The following is a 20319-nucleotide window of genomic DNA, read 5'->3' as shown; positions in this document are numbered from 1 at the left end:
AGGCCGGTGGGCTCGCGCTCATCGGCCTTTTGTTTGCGCAATTTCCGTCAGGGTGCGGGAGGGCGTGATCGCTTCCGGGTCGAGCGCGATCTCGATGATGGCCGGTTTGCCGCTGGCGCGCGCCCGCTCGAAGGCCGGGCCAAACTCTTCCGTCGCTTTCACCGTCTCGCCGTGGCCGCCATAGGCGCGGGCAAGGGCCGCGAAATCAGGATTGTCGAGTGTCGTGGCGCTGACACGGCCGGGATATTCCCGCTCTTGATGCATGCGGATGGTGCCGTACATGCCATTATTGATGACCAGGGCGATCAGTGGGAGGCCGTATTGAACGGCGGTCGCAAATTCCTGGCCATGCATCATGAAACAGCCGTCGCCGGCAAAGCAGATCACTTCGCGCTCGGGAAAGAGCTGTTTCGCGGCAACCGCAGCCGGCAGGCCATAGCCCATCGAGCCGGAGGTAGGCGCTGCCTGCGTGTTGAAACGGCGGAAGCGATGGAAGCGGTGCAGCCAGGTCGCGTAGTTGCCGGCACCGTTGGTGAAGATCGCATCATCGGCCGTATTTGCTTCGATCCAGTCCATGATGCGGCCCATATGGACGGCGCCGGGGCACTGTTGCGGTGTCTTTGACCAGGCAAGATAGGCCGCGTGCATGTGTTCCGTACGCTCGGCCCATGGTGTCGCGGTTGGCGCATCGAGCTCCGCGAGAGCCTCAACGAAATCCGCCGGGCTGGCACAGATCGCCAGGTCCGGACGATAGACGCGGCCAAGTTCCGAGGGATCGGCATGGACGTGGACAAGCTGCTGGCGCGGGTAGGGGATATCGACCAGTGTGTAGCCGGAGGACGGCATTTCGGAGAGGCGGCCGCCGAGAAGAATCAGTAGGTCCGCTTCCTTGATTTCCCTTGCCAGCGCTGGATTGATGCCGATGCCGACATCCCCGGCATAATTGGGATGCAGATGATCGAACAGCATCTGCCGCCGGAAGGAGCAACCGACCGGCAGTTTGAAACGCTCCGCGAATTGCTTGATGCCGGCAACCGCTTCCTCGTTCCAGCGCGTGCCGCCGAGAATGACCATCGGTCGCTGCGCAGTCGCAAGGCGCTGGCGGAGATCGGCAAGCTGGTGGCGGCCCGGATGAGCGGCAACAGGGGCATAGGGCAGCGCTTGCGGCGCGTCGACCTCATCGCGCAGCATGTCCTCGGGCAGGGTCAGCACCACGGGACCGGGGCGACCCGATGTTGCTACAGCGAAGGCGCGGGTGACGAATTCCGGGATGCGGGCGGCATCGTCGATCTCTCCGACCCATTTGGCGAATTCGGTAAAGGCCCTGCGAAACTCCACCTCCTGAAAGGCTTCGCGTTCGCGGGCATCACGCTGGACCTGACCGATGAACAGGATCATCGGGATCGAATCCTGCCGTGCAATATGAAGGCCGGCGGAGGCGTTTGTGGCACCTGGGCCGCGGGTGACCATGCAGATGCCGGGTTCGCCGGTCAATTGGCCCCAAGTATCCGCCATCATTGCCGCGCCGCCCTCCTGGCGGCAAACGAGCACCTTGATATCGCTGTCATGCAGGGCATCGAGCACGGCGAGAAAGCTCTCGCCCGGTACGCAGGAAATGCGCTGCACGCCATTGGCCTTCAAAGCCTCGACGATGAGTTGCCCGCCCGTTCGCTTCATGTCCCCGCCTTTCCCTCCAGTTCGGCCAATTCAGCCAGAACTTCCTCCTGATGTTCGCCGAGGCGCGGGCTTGGCCGCGTATAGACCAACGGCGTTTCCGACAGCACGATCGGCGTGCGCACGCTCGGAATGACGGTGCCGGCGCTATCCTCCAGATCGATCCTCAGGCCGCGTGCCACAATCTGCGGATCGGCGAACATGTCCTCGATCGTATTGATGGCACCGGCCGGAACGGCGTTGGCCGCGCAGGCTTTCAGCAGCTCCGCCTTGTTCCACTTCAGCGTCTCCGCCGAGATGAAAACCCGAACCTCGTTGCGGTTGGCAACGCGGGCCTTGTTCGTCGCATAGCGCTCGTCGTTGGCATGGGTTTCCACTCCGAGAATGGCGCACAGGCGCCGGAACTGTCCATCATTGCCGACAGCAAGGATGAGATAGCCATCGGCGGTGGGCACGACTTCATAGGGTGAGATATTCGGATGAGCGTTGCCGAGCCGTACGGGCGGCTTGCCGGAGATCAGATAGTTCATGTTCTGGTTGGCGAGCACGGCCGATTGCACATCGAGCAGCGCCATGTCGATGAGTTGTCCTTCCCCTGTCTTCAGAGCGTGGATCAGGGCGGCTTCGATTGCCGAGACGGCATAGATGCCGGTAAAGATATCCGCGATCGCAACACCGGCTTTCATCGGCTGTCCGTCCGGTTCGCCTGTGATCGACATGAAGCCGGACATGCCCTGGACGATATAGTCATAGCCGGCGAGACTGGCATAGGGTCCGGTCTGGCCGAAGCCGGTAATCGAACAATAGACGATCCGGGGATTGATCTTCTTCAGGCTTTCATAATCCAGCCCGTACTTTACCAAGCCGCCGAGCTTGAAATTCTCGATCACCACATCCGCCGTCTTCACCAGCCGGCGTACCAGCTCTTGGCCTTCCTGGGTCTTGAGATCGGCGATTACCGAGCGCTTGCCGCGATTGGCGGAGTGATAATAGGCAGCGGAGAGATTTTCGCCATCCTTGCCCTCGACGAAGGGCGGCCCCCATTGGCGGGTGTCGTCGCCGCCGTCGGGATTTTCCACCTTGATGACATCGGCGCCGAGATCGGCCAGCATCTGCCCCGCCCAGGGACCGGCAAGCACGCGGGCAAGCTCAATGACACGAATACCGGAAAGGGGAGGTTTCTTGGTTTTCTGGTCTGTCATGTCTGTCCGCTCTCCCGCTTAGGGCGTGAATGCTGTTTCAGATGTATCGGATACGGGTTTGGAAGCAAAGCGCCGCTCGCGCCAGAGAATATAAAGCCCCGAGCCGATGATGATGAGGATGCCGAGCCATTTGATCGCATCCGGGAAATTGTCGAAGACGAGCCAGCCGAAGATCGTTGCCGAAACGATCTCGAAATACTGCAGCGGCGCGAGCGTCGAAGCTTGTACTGCGCGATAGGCATAGACTGTTAGGATGCCGGAGGCGGCCGCAGTCGCGCCGACGCCGAGCAAATAGAGCATTGCTGTCAGATCTGGAATAACCGGATAAAGGATTACAGATCCCGTCGCCTTGCCGATGCCAAGCAAGATCAGACTGAAGCCTATACCCCATAGTCCCGTTTGGAACTGCAGCGGCCACGCATCTTCGGTGTGGGAGACGACGCGCGTGATCATCACATAAACCGCAACGCAGAGTGCCGTGACGACGGGCAGCAGGGCAACGAAACCGACTTCCTGAAAGCTCGGCTGGATGATCAGCATGGCACCAAGAAAGCCGACTGCGCAGGCCGTGTAACGACGCCAGCCAATGGTTTCCTTGAGGAATATACTGCTGAGGATGGTGAGCATCATCGGCTCGACGAAAAAGATGGCAATGGCATCGGCCACTTCCATGACTTGCAGCGCGGTCACGAACGAGACCATGGACAGCGTTAAAAGGGCGGCGCGGATCGCGTGCACGCCGCTATGGCGCCACGACCATACGCCCCACTGTCCGCGCAAGGCCATCATGGGCAGGGCAAAGAGCGACTGAAAGATGAAGCGTGCAGCGGTGACTTCCGCCGGCGGAATGGTGGTTGCCGCGAGTTTGGAGAAGATATCCATGACCGGCGAGAGGACGACGGATAAAAACATCATCGACAGGCCGAAGGTCAGCTCAGATTGCTGCAATCGGACCGAGGAGCCGCTGGGGGTGTTCATTGCAGAATTTCCTTGAGAATCAGGTCTTTGCTACCGCCGTTCTGCACCAGTCGGCAAAGCGGGAGATAGCTTCCTCGGCACCGATTTCGTTAAGCGTCTCGTGCCGCATGTCGGGATAGATCTCGGTGGTGATACGAGAGAAGCCGGCTTTTTTCAAATGCTTTGCCAGCCAGGAAATCGCTTTCGCATTGTCGGTTGCCGGATCCTTGCCGCCGCCGACGAGATGAATCGGCATATCGCGGCGGAGACGATCGAGATGCGCCTTCTGTGGTGCGCGGAAGGTAAGTTCGAACAGGTCGAGCCAGAGCGAGACCGAGGCATCGAAGCCGCAAAGCGGATCAGCGATATATTTGTCCACCTGCCCAGGAATACGCGAGAGCCAGTCGAAATCCGTGCGACGGTTGCTGATCGATTTACCCCAGGTGCCGAAGGTCAGTTTCGGCAGCGGCCCGCTCGGGACGTCCGATCCCTTGAACATGCGCTCCGTTTTCAAGATGAGCTGGGCGGCGCGGCCGGCGAGTCCCGGATTAAAATTGGAATTCCAGACGGTGACCGCATCGAACTTGTCCGAATGCGTGACGACGGTGTTCAGGCTGATCAATCCACCCATGGAATGCCCGAAAAGGATGATCGGCAGGCCGGGATGGGTACTTGCGGCAAGCTCGCGCATGGCGAGCACATCGGTGATCACCTGTTCGACACCATTTCTCCGGGCAAAGCGGCCGATCGGCGCGTCAGGGGCGGTGGTCTCGCCATGGCCGCGATGATCGTGGGCATAGACATGGAAGCCTTGGCCCGCCATCGCATCGGCAAAGGCCCCGTATCGGCGGGAATGCTCGGCAAGACCGTGCGATATCAGCAGGACGCCGCGAGCATCGGTTGCCGCCGGCAAATGATGGTAGGCAAGGGTAGCGCCCGTCGGACTTTTCAGGCGCTTCGTCTCGGCGAACATATATTCGTTCCTCCCCAGTTGGACGAAAGGTTATCATCCGCCCGATTGCAATGGATAGGTAGTAAAGCTCACAGAAATAAATCTTTCCGAGCGCTGCGATTCAGGATTGCGCCCGCTCGCTCAAACTGCTTATTTGTTCCTATAATGTTCTAGTTGGAGGTACGCATGAAGCAGTGGCTTCGGGTATTTACGGTTGTGCTCGTTTCGGTCGGGGCGGCGGCAAGCGCTATGGCGCAGGAGCATAGCCGTGGACGGACGCGCTTTATCCTGGCGGCAAGCTGGGAGCCGGCATTTTGTCAGACGAACCAGAAGAAGGCGGAATGCCGAAACCAGTCGTCGAACAATCATGACGCGACGAATTTCTCCCTGCATGGTCTCTGGCCGATGCGGCAGGAATATTGCGATGTTTCCGAGGATCTGAAACAGGCGGATCGTGGCCGTGACTGGAAGGACCTGCCGGCGGTACAGCTTTCCCAAGACGTGAAGGTAAAGCTTGACAAGGTAATGCCGGGCACACAGTCGGGCCTGGAAAGGCATGAATGGATCAAGCACGGCACCTGCACGAAGCTGAGTGCGGATCAATATTTCTCCATCGCCGCTGGCCTGATCGCCGAGCTCAATACATCTGCTGTGCGCGATCTCTTCGCGCAAAATATCGGCAAGGAGCTGGATGCCGAGAGCATCAAGGCTGCTTTTGACCAGAGTTTCGGCGAGGGCGCCAATGCCCGCATCAAGATGAGCTGCCGCCGTGTTGGCGATGTCAGGATGATTTCAGAGCTGACCATCGGCCTCTCGGAGGATGCGATCGATCCGCAACAAGGCAGTGAGCTGCGGCTCGCCAAACTGATCCAAGGTGCCGGCAGCACCTCCTTCGGCTGCGACCGGGGCGTGGTGGACGCGGCCGGCTTCTGAGAAAATACGGCTTTTCTGACGCGGATAATGCCCTCGGACGAGGTTTCGCCGTTGCCCGAGGGCAGGGTTTCCCCTACATAGCGGCACAACTCGCAACGCTATTCGTCCGTGGAGCAACCCAAGCTATGGCACGTCAGTTCATTTATCATATGGCCGGTCTGAATAAGTCCTATGGCGCCAAGAAAATTCTCGAGAATATCCATCTCTCCTTCTACCCCGATGCCAAGATCGGTATTCTCGGTCCGAACGGTGCAGGTAAGTCGACCGTGCTACGCATCATGGCCGGCCTCGACAAGGAATATACCGGCGAAGCCTGGCTCGCGGAAGGCGCCACCATCGGCTATCTGCCGCAGGAGCCGCAGCTCGATCCCAACAAGACGGTTTTCGAAAACGTCATGGAAGGCGTTGCCAAGAAAACCGAAATCCTCAATCGCTACAACGAATTGATGATGAACTATTCCGACGAGACGGCGGAAGAGGGCGCTAAGCTCCAGGACATCATCGACAGCCAGAACCTCTGGGATCTGGAAAGCCAGGTGGAAATGGCGATGGACGCATTGCGCTGCCCGCCGCGCGATGCCGAAGTCACCAGCCTTTCCGGCGGTGAGCGCCGCCGTATCGCACTTTGCCGCCTGCTTCTCTCGCAGCCGGACCTGCTGCTGCTCGACGAACCGACCAACCATCTCGACGCTGAGACCATTGCCTGGCTGGAAAAGCACCTGCGCGACTATCCGGGTGCAGTGATGATGATCACCCACGACCGCTACTTCCTCGACAATGTTACCGGCTGGATTCTCGAACTCGACCGCGGCCGCGGCATTCCATACGAAGGCAACTACTCCGCCTATCTGCAGGCCAAGGCCAAGCGCATGCTGCAGGAAGCCCGCGAAGAAGCTGGCCGCCAGAAGGCGATCAGCCGCGAACAGGAATGGATCGCCTCCAGCCCCAAGGCCCGTCAGGCCAAGTCCAAGGCGCGTATCAACGCTTACGAACAGCTGGTCGATGCTGCTGAAAATCAGCGTCCCGGTGATGCGCAGATCATCATTCCGGTCAGCGAGCGTCTCGGCCAGGTGGTGATCGAGATGGAGGGCATCACCAAGGGCTTCGAAGGCCGTACGCTGATCAACGATCTGTCGATCAAGCTGCCGCCCGGCGGCATCGTCGGCATCATCGGCCCGAACGGCGCCGGCAAGACGACCCTGTTCAAGATGATCACCGGCCAGGAAAAGCCGGATTCCGGCTCGATCCGCATCGGCGAGACGGTGCATCTCAGCTATGTCGACCAGAGCCGCGACGCGCTTGATGGCAATAAGACGGTATGGGAGGAAATCTCCGGCGGCGCCGAAATCATCAAGCTCGGCAAGTTCGACATGAACTCGCGCGCCTATTGCGGCGCCTTTAACTTCAAGGGCGGCGACCAGCAGCAGAAGGTCGGCAGTCTCTCTGGCGGCCAGCGCAACCGCGTGCACCTGGCCAAGATGCTGAAGTCCGGCGGCAACGTGCTTCTGCTCGACGAACCGACCAACGACCTCGATACGGAAACGCTGGGGGCGCTGGAAAGCGCGCTCGAAAACTTCGCCGGCTGCGCGATCATCATCAGCCACGATCGCATGTTCCTCGACCGCCTGGCCACGCATATCCTAGCCTTTGAAGGTGACGGCCATGTCGAATGGTTCGAAGGCAATTTCGAAGATTACGAACAGGACAAGGTCCGCCGCCTCGGTCCCGATGCTCTCAATCCGGGCAGCCAAGCACACAAGCGCCTGACACGATAAGTTTGCTGTCTTTCCGTCATGGGGAACCCCGGCACGTCCGGGGTTTTTCTTTGCCTTGGGATAGGGCGCAGATATTCCCCAGCCGACAAAAACTAACAGATTTCCGACGCCCGGCCGGCGTCTTCGGTGATTAGCCCTTGCAGAGTTCATTCAAATCACATAAAGATATCTTTATATCTTGATTGGGTGCGAAATGACGGATCTGGTTAAACTCGGCTTGGATGACGTAGTAGACGTGCTGAAGGCGGTCGGCGAGCCGACTAGGCTGCGTCTTCTGGCGCTTCTCGCTGCCGGCGATCTCACGGTGACTGATCTTACCGAAATACTTGGCCAGTCGCAGCCGCGCATTTCCCGGCATTTGAAGCTGCTCGGTGAAGCCGGTCTGATTGATCGTTATCAGGAAGGCGCCTGGGCTTACTTCCGGCTGAAGCAGGAGGGCAAGGCCGTGACGCTGGCCCGCAGCCTGCTGCGCCATACCGCCGAAAAGGATACGGTGCTGCTGCGTGACGGGGAACGTCTCGCCTCCGTAAAGCGTGTTCGCGCCGAGCGCGCCCAGGCCTATTTCAGCCGGAATGCCGCCGAGTGGGATGAGTTGCGTCGCCTCCATGTCGCCGACGAGGATGTCGACAAGGCGCTGATCGATCTCATCGGTCCGCAGCCGATCGACTCCTTCCTCGATCTCGGCACGGGTACGGGCCGGATGCTGCAGCTCCTGGCCGGCCACTATCGCCGCGCCGTCGGCATCGATGCCAGCCGGGACATGCTGGCCGTTGCCCGCGCCAATCTCGACCGGGCCAATATCACCGCCGCCTCGGTGCGGCATGGCGATATTTTCAACCTGCCGCTCGAGCAGCAGGATTTCGATCTCATTACCATCCATCAGGTGCTGCACTTCCTTGATCAGCCGGAGGTTGCCATTAATGAGGCGGCGCGAATGCTGCGGCCCGGCGGCCGGCTTGTCATCATCGACCTCGCGCCGCACGGGCTTGAATATCTGCGTGACGAGCATGCGCATCTGCGTCTCGGCTTCTCGCATCAGACCATGTCGGATTGGCTGAAACTGGCGGGGCTGGATGTGGAGCGCGTGCAGGATCTTCATTCGGGGAGGGAAGGCGGTCAGGCGCTGACCGTGACCATCTGGCTGGCGCGCGACCCGCGGTTGCTGATTGCGTCCGACCAGGGCCACCAGTCATCCCCCATTTTTGCCGGGAGAGTATGATATGTCTTCGAGCTCAGAAAGCCATAACGCGGGTATCCGCATCTCCTTTGAGTTCTTTCCTCCGAAGTCGGAGGAGGCCGAGCAGCAGCTGTGGAACACCGTCGAGGAGCTCAGCGATTGGGACGTTGAGTTTGTTTCGGTTACGTATGGGGCAGGCGGTTCGACCAAAGCGCCGACGCTTTCTGCCGTGCGTAAGATGATCCATGAGACGCCGTTCACGACCGCATCGCATCTGACCTGCGTAGGTGCCACGCGTGAGGACACGCATCGGGTGATCGACGAGTTTCTGGCTACCGGCGTTCGCCGTTTCGTCGCGCTGCGCGGCGATCCGCCGGGTGGTGTCGGCGCGGCCTATCAGCCTCATCCGGGCGGCTATGCCAATGCTGCGGAACTGGTGCAGGCTTTGCGCGAGCGCGGCGATTTTGATATTTCCGTCTCTGCCTATCCTGAAAAGCATCCGGAAAGCCGCGATACGGCAGCCGATATCGATATGCTGAAGCGCAAGGCGGACAATGGTGCCGACCGGGCCCTGACGCAGTTCTTCTTCGATAATGATGCCTTCGAGCGTTATCACGATCGCGTTCGCGCCGCCGGCATCAGGATTCCCGTTGTGCCGGGCATCATGCCGATCCAGAACCTGACGCAACTCAAGCGCTTCGCCGGCGCCTGCGGCACGAATATTCCGGCCTGGCTGGACGAGCGTTTTGATGGTTTGGACGAGGATGTCGAGGAGCGCGCCAAGGTCGCAGCTGATGTGGCCGCCGAGCAGATCCAGGATCTGGTGCGCCGTGGTATTCACGAGTTTCATCTCTATACGATGAATCGTTCGGCACTGGTTTCCGCCGTGCTTGAACGGCTGGGCCTTGAGCGCAAGGTGGATGCGCGGGCCGGGGCGGCCGCCTAAAGTACGTCGCGCGAACTCATGAAAAAGCGCATGTCCGGCGGGGCATGCGCTTTTCTAATGAAACAGAGGTTTTGTTAGCTTTTCGGAGTTTGGTCGTTTGCGTATTTCGCCGAAGCCGTCAGATGAAGAGCATCGTCACGACGAAAGCGAAGGCCGCACCGACCACTAGGACGTTGATGGATCGCGTTAATCCCATGTCTTCCTCCTCAGTCAGCCGTTAAATTTTATGTCGAAAATGTGTTGCTTGGAAAGAACATTCGATGCTGCGGCGCGGTATCGAATTCGCGGTGTGATTCATGAGCTTTCGGCAACATTTTGATATTGCGTTATAAATGTCGATTGCTGGCTCGATGACGGGCTGTGAATAAATATTAATATGTTGTGACTGCGGACCATCTGAATGGAGCAGGAGATCATATTTCCCGCGTTTTGACGCCGCGTTTCATCCACATGAAAAGCCGCCCATCGAGGACGAGCAGACCTGCGGCGATGAGCAGCATGCCAGCGATTTCGGTCGGCCCCATTCGCTCGCCGAGAAAGAGGAAGCCGAGCAATAACGCGCTCGGCGGCACGAGCAGAGTGACGAGGGAGGTGTTGGTGGCGCCTGCAAGTTCGATGATGCGAAAATAGAGGATGTAGGCGAAAGCAGTCGACAGCAGCGCCAGGCCGAGAATGGCTGCAATTGCCGTCACCGGCGGGGTGGCAAGCATCCAAGGTTGATCGATCACCAGCGCAACCGGCAGCATGATGAGCGAGGAGCCTGTCAACTGGCCCGCTGCCACAACCGGCGGCGCGATGCCCTTGAAGCGTTTGGCATAAATCGCTGCAAATCCGTAGGAGATTGCTGCCAAGATCGGCAATAAGAGTGCCCAGAGGGGGACCGAGCCGCCGCTGGTAACGCTCGGTCCGAGCAACACGATCGTTCCGAGAAGGCCGGTGAGGCAGCCGACCAGCTTGGCCGATGTCAGGCGCTCATCCGTTGTTAGCTGATTGCCGATCAACACGGTCCACATCGGCGTCGTCGCGTTCAGGATGGATGCGAGCCCGGCACCCATTTGCGTCTGGCCGCAGAAGATCAGCGTATGCGGTATCGCATTGTTGATTAAGCCCAGCAGCAAAAATTGCGGCCAATAGCGGCGCAGGGACTGATAGATGTTGAGGCGACCAGCCAGATAGAGATGCAATGCCACGGCTGCCAGCGAAAGGCGCAGAAAGACGAGCGTGAAGGGCGGCACATGATGAACGGCGATACGGGCGAAGAAGAACGAACCACCCCAGATCAATCCGAGCAATAGCAGCAGGCCCCAGGTCGAGGCGTTCATTCGATGTTGGCCGTTCATGGCATTCTCCTCTTTCGATGCATCTAAACCGGAAGAGTGCGGGTTCTCCACCCGTTTCTTGCTATTTTGCCCATGGGCGTGAGGGGAGCAGATACAAAAAAGGCGGCCTGGAGCCGCCTTTTTCGATCGATATATGGAGGAAATCAGAGTGCGTTGAGCAGTGCTGTCGTTGCCCAGCCATCGGCCGGCATACCCAGGCGGAACTGTTCCTTCTGGATCGCGACACGCGTGCCGGAGCCGAGGATGCCATCAATCTTGCCGACGTCGTAGCCGCGGGCCACGAGCTTAGTCTGAAGCGCCTTCATGTCTACATCGTTCAGGCCCGGCTCGGGATTGCCCTTGTTATAGGGCGGGGCGCCGGCAAAGCGCGTCGCGAAATAGGCGGCCGAGGTCGTGTAGATAAACGACTGGTTCCAGCCGAGATAGGTATTGTAGTTCGGATAGGTCAGGAAGGCAGGCCCCTTGCGACCCTGTGGCAGGATGAGAGCAGCCGGCAGGGAGCCGAAGCTCGTATTGCCGTCGCGGGGGGTGACGCCGAGCTTGAACCAATCGCCCGCGGTCAGCGGGCCGCCGATGCCGGATTTTTCCCAGGGAAGATTGTCCGGAACCGTCACCTCCTGCAGCCAGGGCTGACCGCGCTGGAAGCCGAGATGCTGGAGGAATCGCGCTGTCGTCAGAATGACGTCAGGTGCGCTGGTCTTGAGGTTGACATGGCCGTCGCCATCGCCATCCGTGCCATAAGCGATGATATCGGGCGGCAGCATTTGTGTCTGGCCGATTTCGCCGGCCCACGCACCCGTCGTCGTTGCCGGGTCGACATCGCCGCGCTGGACGAGCTCGATCAGCGCGATCAGGCGCGGGCGGAAGAAGTCCGGCCGGCGGCAATCATGCGAGAGAGTGACCAGCGCGTTGCGGGTGTTGAAATTGCCCTGGACGGCGCCGAAATCGGTTTCCATCGCCCAGAAGGCGGTGATGACGCCGGGAGGCACGCCATAGTCCTGTTCGGCCTTGGCGAAGATGTCGGCATATTGCTTCATCTTCTGGCGGCCGATGTCGAGGCGACCCTGGCTGACGGTGCGCTGGGAGAATTCGAGGAAGGTTTGACGGAAGACGCCCTGGCTGCGGTCCATGGCAAGAACCTTCTGGTCGATCTGGGCGCCGGCGAGCGTCTTGTCGGCAGCTGCAGCATCCGCGCCGTCCGCAATCGCTTCGGCCTTCACGCCGGCCAGAAATGTCGTGAGATCGCCGCCGCAGGCTACTTTTGGAGTGGCATCGCTGCTCGCGGGCGGCACCGTTGCCGGAACCGCGCTTTGAGCCAATGCCGTACCGGTCATGGCTGAGGCGAAGAGCAACGCGAGAGCGCCGCGTCGAATGGTGTGACGATCCATGAGCGATCCTTCCTAGTGATAGAATAGGGTCGCTTTCACAGAAGATTGTGACATAAGCAAGAGTGAAATGGGCTCAGTATTAAGAATTTCCCTGCTTCTCTACTGCGGCCACCCAGTTTTGCCAGTTCTGCTCAGAACCGCCGAAAACATTGATGTCTGTCGGGCCTTTGATCCCCGGAATGACCCCCGTAGATGTGTATTGCCAGAAAGCCCAGTTGCGACCTGCGTAAGTCTCTTTCGGGTGCTTGGCGACGGATCGGACCCAGAAATGATAGTCCTGGAAATAGCCGACTAGATTTTCACGATGGAAGTCGACCGAAGTATAGATGATCGGGCGCTTGCCGTAATAGGCCTGCAGGCGATCCATAAAGCGTTTGATCTCGCTACGTACGGTCTCGGGAGCTGGTCTGGTCTTGCAGGTGGGGGAGCCGGGATTCCATTCGACGTCGACGACGGGCGGAAGCGCCATGGCATCCCTCGGCACGTTACGGATGAACCAATCGGCCTGCTCATCGGCAGTGGAGCAGAAATAGAAGAAATGATAAGGCGCATGCAGAAGTCCCGCGGCGCTCGCTTCATTCCAATATTCAGTGAAACGCGGATCGATCCGGTCCTTGCCTTCTGTCGCCTTGATGAAGACGAAAGCCACGCCAGAACCCTTGACGGCTTTCCAATCGATATCGCCCTGCCACTTGGAAATATCGATGCCATGGATGGGATGGCGCTGCGGGTGATCGCGGCCGAAATCTTGTGGCTTCGTATCGGCGAACCTGGTCTTGGGGAGGGCCGCCGTCGACAGGGCATCATAGCCCGTCGTGCAGCCAGTCAAGGCAAGAGCGAGCGGCAGTAGGCATGCCAGAAGCCGGCGCATAGATATCCTGTTATGGCGCGAGTGATCTTGCTGCCCCAAGACTTGGCTTCCGTAATATGGTCCCCGATAATCCGAAAGAGCGGCAGACCATACCGTTGCCAGCTGGTCTTGCCACTTTATTCACCATATCAACGTAAAAAATGCGTTATCTTCAAGCAAATTCTTATGCTTGGTGTCTTACGAGGCCGGATTTTGCGCTGGAATCCATCGGCACTCAGGCGGCGTGCCGTGCCGCCACGGCTCGCCAGGCGTAACCGCGGCCGATTCTTTCGGTTTTCACCGACATGCCTCGCGCTGCAGCCTTCTCTTCGAGCACCGTCAGAAGATCGGCGCGCGGAGTGACGTGGAATTTCTTCAGCCAGCCTTTGAGCATGGCGCGGAACCAGCCCGGCAATCCCTCCTGCTGGCCGAAATCGACGATGTGAAGCTCGCCGCCCTGCGCGACTGCGTCGAGCGACGCGTCGATAGCCCTTGTCCAGTCGGGGATCATCGAGAGCGCGTAGGAGATCATCACACGGTCGAAGCCATCGGTGCCGAAATCGGCGGGTGAAAAGGCTGTAGCGTCGGCGACGCGAAAATCCGGCATCTGTTTCAGGCCACGGAAGTTACTGCGTGCCGAGATCAGCATTTCCTGCGAGATATCGAGGCCATAGAGGTGAGCGGACGGGAAGCGCCGATAGGCGAGCAGCATATTGCGGCCTGTGCCGCAGCCCACTTCCAGGAGGGAGCCACCGACGGGCACATTCAGCTGTTCGATGGTCCGATCGCGGCCGAACAGGTAATATTTGCGGGTCAGATCATAGATGTGACGCTGATAGCGGTACATGCCGTCCATCAGCTTGGCGTGGTTTTTCGCGCTGGTTTCTATGCCTGTATCCGCCTGGCTCACGCTTTTTTTCCGTAGATATGGAAGCCGCCGTAGATGGCCGAACGGTCACGGGTGTTGAGTTCCTGTGAGCGTTCTTCGAAATAGACCCACTGATCGCGGATCGCTGGAGAGAGGCGGCCCTCAATGATGCTCTTTTCGGCGGCCGTGCGGAAGATGACGCGGGCGTCTTCGCGTGCCGTGCGGGTAATCTCCGCCCAGAGGCCATTGAGCTGCTCATCGGTCATCCAGTCCTGCGCATCGAGCAGGACATAGCGATCGCGCGAGGCTGCCGGCTTCGAAGCGAGAAGCTCGGTGAAATTGGCGTGATGGACGCTCACACGATCGGCATTGGCGCGAATCGCCGCATAGTGCTCCGGCTTGAGATAGGTGGGCAGGGGGCCTTGGTGCTGGGCAGCGTAGCGTCGCGAGAATGCCTGCCAGGCGAAGTAGTTGTCACGCATCGGGAAGTGACAGGCTAGCTTTTCCAGGCGGTGTTTCAGCACGGCGGAAATGGAATCGTCACCGGCCAGGCTTGCAAGTTCGTCATATTGCTGCGGCGGGATGCCGAGGCCGAAGAGCGAGCTTTTGCGGCCGAGCAGCCAGCGGACCGCTCGCTTGTCAAAGATCGGAGCGATCTCCTCTTCAAAGAACTGACGCTGCTCGCGCATCGTGCGGGCTTCCGTCATCTTGTCGAGGCGGACGCCGTGCAGGCGTGCCAGTATATGGGCGGCACCAATGAACCGGCCGAGAAGGCCGGTCTTGTAGATATTGCGGTTGAAGACCGTGATGCGGCGGCGGCCATAGAGATCGCGACCATTCCAGTAGTCCGCCGTTGCCGCGTCGAGGCGAGGCGCGATGAACTGATCGTAGGCTTGGCTATTGGCCGCGATGCCGGGCGTTCCGAAGAAGCGCACCAGGTCCGCATGGCCGGGAAGCAGGCGGAAGGCTGCAAGCTTCAGCTTGTTCAGGGCAATGTGGTGGCGATTGAGATCGACGACATCGATGGATGCGGGATTTTGCGAGAGGTAGGCGAGCATGTTGCAGCCGCCCGAACCGATGGTGACGATGCGATGATGCGCCTGCAGCTCCATCGCCTCCATATCGATATCCGGATCCTCCCAGATCTGCGGATAGACAAGGCCGGAAAACAGCATTCCGAACAAGCGCTCGGAGAGACCCGCTTTGGACAATGCCTTGTGCTGCAGCAGAGCGTCCTTGAGTTTCCGGTTCTTTTGGAGACCGGCATCCGGGGCGAATTCCGTCATCTGAGTCTTGTCACCGATTTGTGAAGTTCAGGGCGTGTAACCCGGCAATGCTACAGTCTGATGACGCGGGCTGTTGGCAGATCCGGCGGAAAAGCATCCTTGCGCATATTTAAGGAGCCCTGACCATCATAGGTCTTTCATCTTGCTGCGTTTCCTGATTGTCTCCGCCTACCTTTCTGGAGGGTATGTAATATGCGTTTGATATCGAGAGTGATCGCGGCTCTGGTTGTTCTGCTGCTGATCATTGTCGCCGGCGGGGCCGTCTGGCTCTCTCTTTACCCGCCGGAATTGCTGAAGGTTGGCGATGGCTACGCGGCAAAGATCGTCTGCTCCAATACGTTCGTGGCCAAACGGGACCCGGAAAAAGTGATGGAGGAGGATGTGCAGGCTCCCGGCAATCCGGCATTGAAGCTCATTCGCGTCTATGTCGACCGGGACGAGGGCGTGGTCACGGCCCGCTTCCTTGGACTGTTTGCGCCGAACCGTGCGCTCTATCGGGGGGCGCTCGGCTGCGCGCTGGTGCCGGACGGTGATCTGCAGGCGGCCCGCAGCGCCGTCTTCCTCAACAAGGTCAAGGCGCCGAAGAGCGACGCTGTGTGGCCGGATGGGGATACGGTAAACCTCGGTCAGGGCGATGTCGGGAAGAAGCTCGCCGATATCGTATCGAATCTGGATCTCGCCGGGCCTGCCATGCGCGCGATCGTTGTCGTCAAGGACGGGCGCATTGTCGCCGAGTCCTATGGCGATGGCTTCAGCAAGGCAACGCCGCTGATCGGCTGGTCGATGACCAAGACGGTCAATGCCGCCATCATCGGCCGGCTCATGCTGGCCGGGCGTATGTCCTTCGACGATCAGAATCTTCTGCCGCAATGGAGCGTGGACCCACGCAAGGATATCAAGCTCAGCGATCTTCTTGCCATGGAGAGCGGCCTTGCCTTCAACGAATCCTATGGCACCGTATCGGACGTTACACGCATGCTCTATCTCGATCCGGACGTGACCAGTATCGCAGCCAACGCGCATCAGTTGGCTGCGCCCGGCGAGCGTTTCAGCTATTCCAGCGGTACGGCAGCGCTGCTTTCGCGCCTCTGGATGAACCGGCTGCCCAATCTGAGCGCTGCCATCTCCTATCCGCGCGAGGCGCTTTTCGGGCCGCTCGGCATGTACAGCGCCGTTTTCGAGGCCGATGAGCGCGGCACTTTCGTCGGCAGCTCCTATCTCTATGCCAATGCACGGGACTGGGCGCGCTTTGGTCTCTTTTTGCTGCAGGATGGGGTCTGGAATGGGCACCGCTTGCTGCCGGAAGGATTTGTCGGCGCCATGCGGACACCGACAAAGGCTTCCGAGGGCGTTTACTCGCAGGTTCAGGCCTGGCTTGCAGGCCCTGGCGGCTCCAATGCGCAATTTGGCCTGCCTGCGGATACCTTCTGGATGACCGGCCACGACGGCCAAACGATCGCAATCGTCCCGTCGGCCAATCTCGTTGTCGTGCGGATGGGGTTGACGCCGACCTGGGCGTATTATCGACCGCAAATCCTGGTGAAGCGGATCATCGATATAATAAAGCCGGCCACGAACTAGGCCGGCTTCTCATAAGGTTTTGGTAAAATCAGTAATTGCCGTTGGCGACGTCCGTCAGGCCCTTGCGCTTGGCGTCGTAATAATAGCCACGGGCATAGAGCTGCACGGCATTGGCTTCCTTGTTCTGAGCCTTGCTGTCCGCCGTCATCCAGGCACCGCGCAGATATTTGGCGGCGTATTTGATGTTGGTTTCGGCGTCGAGGAGACCGGACGGCGGGCCTTCGTAGCCCATGGACTTGGCCGTATTGTACTTGATCTGCATCAGGCCGAAATATCCGGCGCGATTATAGGCTTTCGGATTGTAACGGCTTTCGCGGTGAACGACGCGATGGATCAGGGATTCCGGAATTTCGTAGAGCTTGGCGTATTTCTGAATGAGCTTCGAAACGTAGCCCTTCTCCGCCGCCGGGACATCGGAATCGTAATTGGGAGTGTTGGTGGTGGTCATGACAGCAGGAACGACCGTCGGACCGCTGCTGTCGAAATTGAAGTCATAATGCATGCGGTTGTCCGCATAGCGCGGAATGCCCATCTGGGCGGGCGTGGCGAAGGCGACCTCTGCCTGTGCCATCGAATTCGGACGCGGCGTCGGCACGGCAACCTGAATGGCTGCCACATCCGATGTCATCGGAATGGTCGGCTCGCTCTGAGCCACGGAGGCGGAAACTGGCGTGAGGGCAGCATCGCCGGGGCGTGCCGGATTGGGCATGGGGATCGCGACCACGGAAGGCACCAGGGGCACGTCGGATGCTGCATAGGCCGCTGCGGCTGACGTGCTGCCGGCGGGCGCGCCCGTTGCTGCAGCAATTGCGGCGGTTCCCTGATTGGCAGCGTTCGCCACAGGCGCGCCGAAGCGTCCCTGTGCGGCATCCATCTGCTGCTGGCTTACCGTTGCTGCTGCCACGTTTGCAGTGCCCGGAACAAGACGGCCGGACTTTGCCATTGCCATTTGTTGCGGCTGCTGCGGGCCGATGAAGCCCGGTGCTGCTGCGACCATTGCGGCGCCTGCAGGTGCTGCTGCGCCAGTTGCGGTCAGGGTCGTATTCGGATGCGGCACGTTGGCGTGTGCCGACGGGAGTTCTGCCTGAGACGTCTGCTGCTGCTGAGTGCTTGCGCACCCGGCGAGAGCGCCGCACATCATTGCCGATAAGGCAACGCTGCGCTTCAGGCTGGGAAATCCGATCGTTACCATTCTGTCACTTTCGAAAAAACCAAACCTAATTTCGATGCAATTCGGCCACAGGACCGCCAAATTCGGTCACAGGATCGATAAAATTATGAATCCCCATTAACCTATCCGTGATCGCCTCGCAACCCTGCACCGGCTCAGGCGGCCATCCGGCGGTATCCGGCGGTCACTGCGCCGGCTGCAATCAACAGGGTTCCGCCAGTTCTGTTAACGGCGCGCTGCACGCTTGCCTTGCGAATGAAGCCGCGCGCCAGGTCGGCGACAAACATGTAAATGAGTGAGTTCAGCGCCGCCAAAGTGAGGAAAGTTGCCTCCAGAATAAGCGTTTGCTGAAGAAATGGCTTCGACATGTCGAGAAATTGTGGAACGAATGCAATGAAAAAGACGATGCTCTTCGGGTTGAGAGCCGTTACAATATATGCGTGTAAGAGAATTTTTAACGGTTTTTCCTCTGGGAGATTGTCATTGTCGCCTAGAGGACCCGTCACAATCGGGGCTCTCCAGAGCTTGATTCCGAGGAAAACGAGGTAGGCTGCGCCGATCAGCTTAAGAATCGTGAATAGTGTCGCTGAAGTGGCGAGGAGGGCGCCGAGACCGGCTAACGATGCGGTCATCGCGGTGAAATCGCCAAGCGTCACGCCCGTCACCGTTGCCAGGGCCGTCTTGCGGCCGTGGCCGAGCGCATAGGATATGACAAGGAGAATGGTCGGACCCGGTATGGCCAGCATGATGCAGGATGCGGCGGCGAAAGCGAGCCAGGTTTCGATGGACATAGAATCCTCCTCTATTCCTCTTCCGCCGTCAGCAAAGACATTGGATTTGCGATCCGTCAATCCGCCTGATTGCCAATCAGGCGGATTGACCACCGATTAAGCCGATTGATCGCCGATCGGTCAGGCTTGTGAGTACTTCTGCCCGATATGGTCCATGACTTCGGTGAACCAGGGAGTGGAGATATCGAAGGCCTTGCCGCCCTTGATGCGCGGGAATTCGATGACTCGCAACTTACCGCCCTGACCTTCATCATGTCCCGTGACGCCGGACACCTTGTTGAGGGCACTTTCCACCGCGAGGTCGACCATCCCCTGAATCAGGCGCAGGTCCTCGCCGTTTGCGGGGGCGGAGCGTGCGAAATAGCCCGACTTCTGTACCATGGAGCGTTCGGCGCCGATGATCGCTGCGAACTGTTTCTGGAACCAGCCGCCGACATTGATCGTGTCGATCTTTACGTGGCCGAAGGCGTCGCGCTTGACGGTTTCGCCGGAGGCTTCCCGTTCGGCAACGATGGCGTCGAGGCCGGCACCTTCCGATACGAAGAGCGTCACCTGGCCGGTTTTCTCCATGATATTGCGCAGGCGTTCGCCTTCCACCTCGATATCGAATGCCATTTCCGGCAGATAGAGGCCGTCGATACCCTTCATCTCGGCATTCATCATGAAGCCTTCGACATATTCGTTCGCGCTGGTCTTCTGAATATAGGCGCGCGCGGTTGCAGCGGTCAGCCAGCCACAGTGGCGGCCCATCACTTCATGGATGACGAGCGTCTTTGGGGCCGCTGTCTGTTCGTTGCTGACATTGTCGAAGAAGTCAGCACCGACTTCGGCAGCCGTCCAGGCGCCGAGGGACTGACGGATCGGCACGATGTCGTTATCAACAGTCTTCGGCAGGCCGACGACGGTCAGATCATAGCCGTTGGCGCCAAGATAGGCAGCAAGATCGGCCGCCGTCGTATTGGTGTCGTCGCCGCCGATCGTGTGAAGGATGGTAACGCCGTCGGACGCCAGTCGCTCGGCTGCGACGCGCAGCGGGTTTTCGCCTTCCTTGACCAGGCCGCGCTTGACGCAGTCTGCGATGTTGGTGAGCTTGACGCGGCTGTTGCCAATCGGCGAGCCGCCATAGCGATGCAGCAGATAGGCGCGCTCGCGCATGGCCTGCGTCACCTCGATGCTGTCACCCAGCAGAACCCCCTGATAGCCGGAACGATAGGCGATGATGTCGAGATCGGGCGCCACATCGCTATAGCGCTGGATCAGCCCGCCAACGGCAGATGAAAGGCAGGGCGCCAATCCACCGGCAGTGAGCATTGCGACTTTCTGTTTGGCCATGGGGATCCTCCTTGCAGACAAGCTGCTTCATTTCAATGGTTGCGGTGGAATGGATGCGACAGGCAAGCAAGGGTGTAAAGTAAAGAATTTAAGAAA

General features: G+C 59.4%; 17 protein-coding genes. 5 read left to right on the top strand and 12 right to left on the bottom strand.

The features are described 5' to 3' along the window. Positions 1 to 18: 18 nt before the first annotated feature. Genes JJQ51_RS15535 through JJQ51_RS15520 form a run of 4 tightly spaced genes read right to left on the bottom strand, consistent with a single transcriptional unit; the run spans position 19 to position 4806 of the window. Positions 19 to 1677, bottom strand: coding sequence for a thiamine pyrophosphate-binding protein (locus tag JJQ51_RS15535; protein WP_113351945.1), 1659 nt, complete (start codon positions 1675 to 1677; stop codon positions 19 to 21). Beyond that, positions 1674 to 2876 (bottom strand): CaiB/BaiF CoA transferase family protein, encoded by a 1203-nt coding sequence (locus tag JJQ51_RS15530; RefSeq protein WP_113351946.1) that lies wholly within the window; start codon positions 2874 to 2876, stop codon positions 1674 to 1676. Before JJQ51_RS15530 ends, JJQ51_RS15535 begins: the two co-directional genes overlap by 4 nt. Before the next feature lie 18 nt (positions 2877 to 2894). Beyond that, positions 2895 to 3854 carry a DMT family transporter gene (locus JJQ51_RS15525; RefSeq protein WP_113351947.1) on the bottom strand — a complete coding sequence of 320 codons (960 nt, stop codon included), beginning with the start codon at positions 3852 to 3854 and terminating at the stop codon, positions 2895 to 2897. Between the two features lie 19 nt (positions 3855 to 3873). Next, on the bottom strand, positions 3874 to 4806 hold the full coding sequence (locus JJQ51_RS15520; RefSeq protein WP_113351948.1) for an alpha/beta hydrolase: 933 nt from the start codon (positions 4804 to 4806) through the stop codon (positions 3874 to 3876). 165 nt (positions 4807 to 4971) lie between these two features. Between JJQ51_RS15520 and JJQ51_RS15515 the strand changes: the two genes are divergently transcribed. The 4 genes from JJQ51_RS15515 (at position 4972) to metF (ending at position 9616) form a co-directional block, all read left to right on the top strand. Continuing rightward, positions 4972 to 5718: a ribonuclease T2 family protein gene (locus JJQ51_RS15515; RefSeq protein ID WP_113351949.1), complete on the top strand. Its 747-nt coding sequence runs from the start codon at positions 4972 to 4974 to the stop codon at positions 5716 to 5718. A gap of 125 nt (positions 5719 to 5843) precedes the next feature. Further along, complete coding sequence (gene ettA / locus JJQ51_RS15510) at positions 5844 to 7493, top strand: energy-dependent translational throttle protein EttA (RefSeq protein WP_069612556.1); 1650 nt, start codon at positions 5844 to 5846, stop codon at positions 7491 to 7493. 193 nt (positions 7494 to 7686) lie between these two features. After that, entirely contained in the window at positions 7687 to 8712 is a 1026-nt protein-coding gene (locus JJQ51_RS15505; RefSeq protein ID WP_113351950.1) for an ArsR/SmtB family transcription factor, read from the top strand. Position 8713: 1 nt separating this feature from the next. Next, on the top strand, positions 8714 to 9616 hold the full coding sequence (gene metF / locus JJQ51_RS15500; protein WP_269244866.1) for a methylenetetrahydrofolate reductase [NAD(P)H]: 903 nt from the start codon (positions 8714 to 8716) through the stop codon (positions 9614 to 9616). 413 nt (positions 9617 to 10029) lie between these two features. Here metF and JJQ51_RS15495 read toward each other — a convergent pair whose 3' ends face one another. The 5 genes from JJQ51_RS15495 to JJQ51_RS15475 form a co-directional block, all read right to left on the bottom strand. Next, positions 10030 to 10956 (bottom strand): DMT family transporter, encoded by a 927-nt coding sequence (locus tag JJQ51_RS15495; protein ID WP_113332891.1) that lies wholly within the window; start codon positions 10954 to 10956, stop codon positions 10030 to 10032. 143 nt (positions 10957 to 11099) lie between these two features. Continuing rightward, positions 11100 to 12344 carry a lytic murein transglycosylase gene (locus JJQ51_RS15490; protein WP_269244865.1) on the bottom strand — a complete coding sequence of 415 codons (1245 nt, stop codon included), beginning with the start codon at positions 12342 to 12344 and terminating at the stop codon, positions 11100 to 11102. Between the two features lie 79 nt (positions 12345 to 12423). Beyond that, positions 12424 to 13215, bottom strand: a complete 792-nt coding sequence (locus JJQ51_RS15485; protein ID WP_113332892.1) for a glycoside hydrolase family 25 protein — start codon at positions 13213 to 13215, stop codon at positions 12424 to 12426. Between the two features lie 214 nt (positions 13216 to 13429). Further along, entirely contained in the window at positions 13430 to 14050 is a 621-nt protein-coding gene (locus tag JJQ51_RS15480; protein ID WP_173002453.1) for a class I SAM-dependent methyltransferase, read from the bottom strand. 50 nt (positions 14051 to 14100) lie between these two features. After that, positions 14101 to 15348, bottom strand: a complete 1248-nt coding sequence (locus tag JJQ51_RS15475) for a DUF3419 family protein (protein WP_113390594.1) — start codon at positions 15346 to 15348, stop codon at positions 14101 to 14103. A gap of 192 nt (positions 15349 to 15540) precedes the next feature. Between JJQ51_RS15475 and JJQ51_RS15470 the strand changes: the two genes are divergently transcribed. Next, a complete protein-coding gene (locus JJQ51_RS15470) occupies positions 15541 to 16929 on the top strand; it encodes a serine hydrolase domain-containing protein (protein ID WP_269244864.1) in 1389 nt (462 codons plus the stop codon). A gap of 28 nt (positions 16930 to 16957) precedes the next feature. On the opposite strand, the gene JJQ51_RS15465 is transcribed toward JJQ51_RS15470, so the two are convergent. The 3 genes from JJQ51_RS15465 to JJQ51_RS15455 all read right to left on the bottom strand — a co-directional run bounded on the left by JJQ51_RS15465 (position 16958) and on the right by JJQ51_RS15455 (position 20223). Further along, positions 16958 to 18121, bottom strand: coding sequence for a lytic transglycosylase domain-containing protein (locus tag JJQ51_RS15465; RefSeq protein ID WP_269244863.1), 1164 nt, complete (start codon positions 18119 to 18121; stop codon positions 16958 to 16960). Positions 18122 to 18255: 134 nt separating this feature from the next. Continuing rightward, positions 18256 to 18891 carry a LysE family translocator gene (locus tag JJQ51_RS15460; protein WP_269244862.1) on the bottom strand — a complete coding sequence of 212 codons (636 nt, stop codon included), beginning with the start codon at positions 18889 to 18891 and terminating at the stop codon, positions 18256 to 18258. Between the two features lie 120 nt (positions 18892 to 19011). Then, positions 19012 to 20223, bottom strand: coding sequence for a pyrophosphate--fructose-6-phosphate 1-phosphotransferase (locus tag JJQ51_RS15455; RefSeq protein ID WP_269244861.1), 1212 nt, complete (start codon positions 20221 to 20223; stop codon positions 19012 to 19014). Between the last annotated feature and the right edge of the window lie 96 nt (positions 20224 to 20319).

The organism is Rhizobium sp. AG207R, assembly GCF_027109195.1.
Classification (GTDB): Bacteria; Pseudomonadota; Alphaproteobacteria; order Rhizobiales; family Rhizobiaceae; genus Rhizobium; species Rhizobium dioscoreae.
Note: the sequence above shows the minus strand (reverse complement) of the source record. Positions and strands in the feature narration are given on the sequence as shown.